At 67.6% G+C, this 3,346-nt stretch carries 3 protein-coding genes and 1 pseudogene; 1 reads left to right on the forward strand and 3 read right to left on the reverse strand.

Annotated features, from left to right (window positions below; all coding sequences use genetic code 11):
• Positions 1-1,029: 1,029 nt before the first annotated feature.
• Entirely contained in the window at positions 1,030-1,458 is a 429-nt protein-coding gene (locus ACIBJF_RS52695; RefSeq protein ID WP_399185006.1) for an MsnO8 family LLM class oxidoreductase, read from the reverse strand.
• Positions 1,459-1,620: 162 nt separating this feature from the next.
• On the opposite strand from ACIBJF_RS52695, the pseudogene ACIBJF_RS52700 reads away from it, so the two are divergent.
• Positions 1,621-2,615: pseudogene (locus tag ACIBJF_RS52700) on the forward strand (IS5 family transposase).
• A gap of 76 nt (positions 2,616-2,691) precedes the next feature.
• On the opposite strand, the gene ACIBJF_RS52705 reads toward ACIBJF_RS52700, so the two are convergent.
• Both ACIBJF_RS52705 and ACIBJF_RS52710 read right to left on the reverse strand, forming a co-directional pair.
• Complete coding sequence (locus ACIBJF_RS52705) at positions 2,692-3,054, reverse strand: STAS domain-containing protein (RefSeq protein ID WP_399185007.1); 363 nt, start codon at positions 3,052-3,054, stop codon at positions 2,692-2,694.
• Positions 3,055-3,162: 108 nt separating this feature from the next.
• The coding region (locus ACIBJF_RS52710) for a hypothetical protein (RefSeq protein ID WP_399185008.1) at positions 3,163-3,346 on the reverse strand (184 nt) is incomplete at its 5' end.

Here is a 3,346-nt window from a genome sequence, read left to right on the forward strand (position 1 = left end):
GCCGCCGCAGCCCTCGTCCTGCTCCAGCTCGAATACGACCGCACCATCTGAACGATCACACACAGGCATGATCGCTTACCGGGAAAGGCTCATTGAGGAGTGCGGTACAGCAAGGCGCGTGAGATGCGAGAACGGGCCGCGCTCCCAGAACGTCGCAACGCTGGTCCTGCTGGGTGCAGGCAACTACGGCGCCCATACGGCACCGGTGCGGGCCGGCTGAGTCACCGGTATCGTCCTCACCGCCCAGGCGCTGTACTGTCCGCGCCGGGGGCCACGGTCAACTGTCCGTCCGGGCCGCAGACCGGCCTGCCCCCTGGGCTCATTCCTCGGACTCGTTGGAGATCCGGCCGGTCAAGACCGCCCCTGACTTGGCATCAGCCCATTGCACCCGGAAATGGAGCGGGCCCCGAAGCCGCTTTGCCCAGTGGTCGGAGGCCCGGGGTGTGGGCCAAGCTCGACCGCCTGAATTCGACGCTCGTGGCGAGCTGGACGCGTCTCGTCACGCGATCGACTCGGTGAACACGGAGGCACAGAGGGGCATCTGACGAGCCGGGTCCTATGGACCGGGGCAAGTGGGTCAGCATCCACTACAAGGGCCGCACCGTGCGTGATGGGCACTGGATGAAGCTACTTTGGCGGCGGGCATCAAGACGCTCACCGCCCGTCGAGGAGACCCCGATTTGGTGCGGAGCACGCATCGGCCCCATCATCTGGCCGGCCGGTGTAGCGCCATGTCCGGTTCGCTGAACCGCTCCGACACGAGGAAGGCTTGGTGCCAGTGCGGGTAGATCAGCTCGGGCGCACTGACCTCGTCGAGACGACCTCGACCGTGTTGCCGGGCCGAATGTGATGTGCGAAAGCGAGGGGCAGACCGAGCCCGGCGGCCAGTTCAGCGCCTGTTACGCCCGACGACAGCAGCCAGGGCTCGGGGGCACGTCGGCTTCGGGCAGCACACGCGCCTGGTCCGCGTCGGCCAGGTACTCCAGCAGTTCGATGACGCCGTTGCGGTACTCGGCGTCCGTCGCCCGGTCAGCCGCCCCGCCGCAGTGCCCGAACGGTGTCGAGGTCGTCCGTGCCCGGCCCGCGGCCGATGCCCAGGTCGATGCGGCCGGGATGCACGGCTGAAAGCGTGCCGAACTGCTCGGCGACAGCGAGTGGAACATGGTTGGTCAGGAGGACTCCGCCCGAGCCGATCCGGATCCCGGACGTCATCGCCGCGAGATGGGCGGACAGTACGGGCGGCGCGACGCTCCCGACGGACCGGTACCGGTGGTGCTCGGCCACCCACACCCGGCGGAAACCGAGCTCACTGGCCCGCTGTGCGGTCGAGACCCCCGCGGCCAGGCCATCGCGCATGCCACGGCCCTCTTCCACCAGGGCCAGTTCGAGCACGGACAGCGGCGGCAGAGCTCCAAGGGCGGCGGTCGTGCAGCCGAAGGGCGCGTCGATCAGAGTCATGTTCGGGTGCCGAGGCGCGCAGGCCGGGTCGTGCCATGGACACGCCGGGCATGCGCGGCGTAGCGGCGGCGTCCGATGACCGGCACTAGGGCGCGTATCGAGTCGTGATCAATCTGCGGGATTCGCCTTCGTGGCGGGGTCTGGACCGGTAGACCTTCTGACGTGACGCGAGTGCAACTGACGGACGAAGAATGGGAGTTCATCGAGCCGTACCTGCCGATCGGCGAGTACGGCCCGTACCCCGAGCGGCTGCGGCAGCAGTTCGAGGGGGTGATTTGGCGGTTCAAGACCGGCGGGCAGTGGCGGGAGATGCCGCAGGAGTTCGGCGCCTGGTCGACGTCCACAACCGCTTCCGGCAGTGGCGTGACGCCGGCGTCTTCGAGGCTCTGCTGGAGGGCCTGATCGCGGAAGCCGCGAAGCGGGGTGAGGTCGATCTGTCCCTGGTCAGCATCGACTCCACCACCGCGCGCGCTCACCACGACGCGGCCGGGATGCATATGGGCGAGGACGTCCTCACGGCGCTGGAGAAGGCTGCCACCGAGGCGGAGAAGGCCAGGTCAAAAGGGGCAGCGTCGAAGAACAAGACGGACAGAACGCCGAAGCAGATCAGGAGCGCCGACGCATCCGGCGTCGGCGAAAACTCCGGTTGAAGGCCGCCCTCCTGGGACGCTCCAGAGGCGGGCAGACCAGCAAGGTCCACCTCGCCGCCGACCGCAAGTGCCGTCCGCTGGCGTTCGTGCTGACCGCGGGCCAGGCTGCCGACAGCCCGCAGTTCATCCCCGTGCTCAAGAAGTTACGGGTCCGCGGCCCCGTCGGCCGCCCCCGCAGCCGGCCGGACGCGGTCGCCGCTGAACAAGGCCTACTCCTCCCGCGGCAACCGGGCCCAGCTGCGCAGACGCGGCATCAAGGCAGTGATCCCGGAGAAGAAGGACCAGGCCGCCAACCGGAAGAAGAAGGGCTCCGGGGGCGGCCGGCCCGTCAGCCACGACACCGGCCTCAACAAGGAGAGGAACACCGTTGAGCGCCTGATCAACAAGCTCAAGGCCTGGCGAGGCATAGCCACCCGGTACGACAAGACCCCAGACAGCTACCTCGCCGGCCTCCACCTGCGCGCCTCGATGATCTGGATCAAAGACCTCACCCGAACCACCGAATGATCACGACTCAATACGCGCCCTAAGCGGCAGACGACGTACATGCATCCCGCTTCGAGTCGTGTCAGGTCCGGCTGCGTCACCTTTCCTCCGCCAGCGCACGACAGCGGTGGTCGCAGCGATGCACCGCAAGCGGGTACGCGGGGACATGCTGGGCCGGGATGGCGCCGTCGGCCGACGCGACTCTGCGAGGAATCAGATTGTTGAAGCGCAGCACCTTGAGGACCATGGGGTGATCGGCCAGCAGGGTCAGCGAGCCCCCGGCCTCGTGGATTCGGCGCGCGGCGGCTGCCAGCGGGCGCACTCCCGCACAGTCCAGGAAGGTGACCTGCCTCAGGTCTATGACGACCTCAGGATGGGTGCCGCTGCTCGCGGCGGTGAAGATGGCGTCCGTGTGGGAGGCGGTGGCGATGTCCAATTCACCGGCCACATTCACCACCATGGGCCGGGTTCCGACGAATACGGTGCAGACAGCTTTCACTTGTGTTTCCCGTTCTCGAAGAGGCTGATGTCTACGGGGTCGTGAGCTTCGATCCGCTCGGACCAGCGATCACGGCTTCGTCCGGTTCAGTCGGACCGGATCCGCGAACACGTCCACGCTAAGAGCCATCACGTAATGCGGGCAGGAAACTGCTGCCTCGCGCGGGGTGCTTCGTTTACCGGATGTCGAGCTTAAGGTTGTGGAGTGCGGCGACGCCTGCGACGGCGTGGTTGATCGCCTCGCCTCGGCGTCG

Source organism: Streptomyces sp. NPDC050743, from assembly GCF_044456925.1.
In the GTDB taxonomy this organism is placed as follows: Bacteria; Actinomycetota; Actinomycetes; order Streptomycetales; family Streptomycetaceae; genus Streptomyces.

Coding starts and splice junctions, on each gene's coding strand:
- ACIBJF_RS52695 (WP_399185006.1), bottom strand. CDS start 1,458: ATGACTCTGATCGACGCGCCCTTCGGCTGCACGACCGCCGCCCTTGGA.
- ACIBJF_RS52705 (WP_399185007.1), bottom strand. CDS start 3,054: ATGGTGGTGAATGTGGCCGGTGAATTGGACATCGCCACCGCCTCCCAC.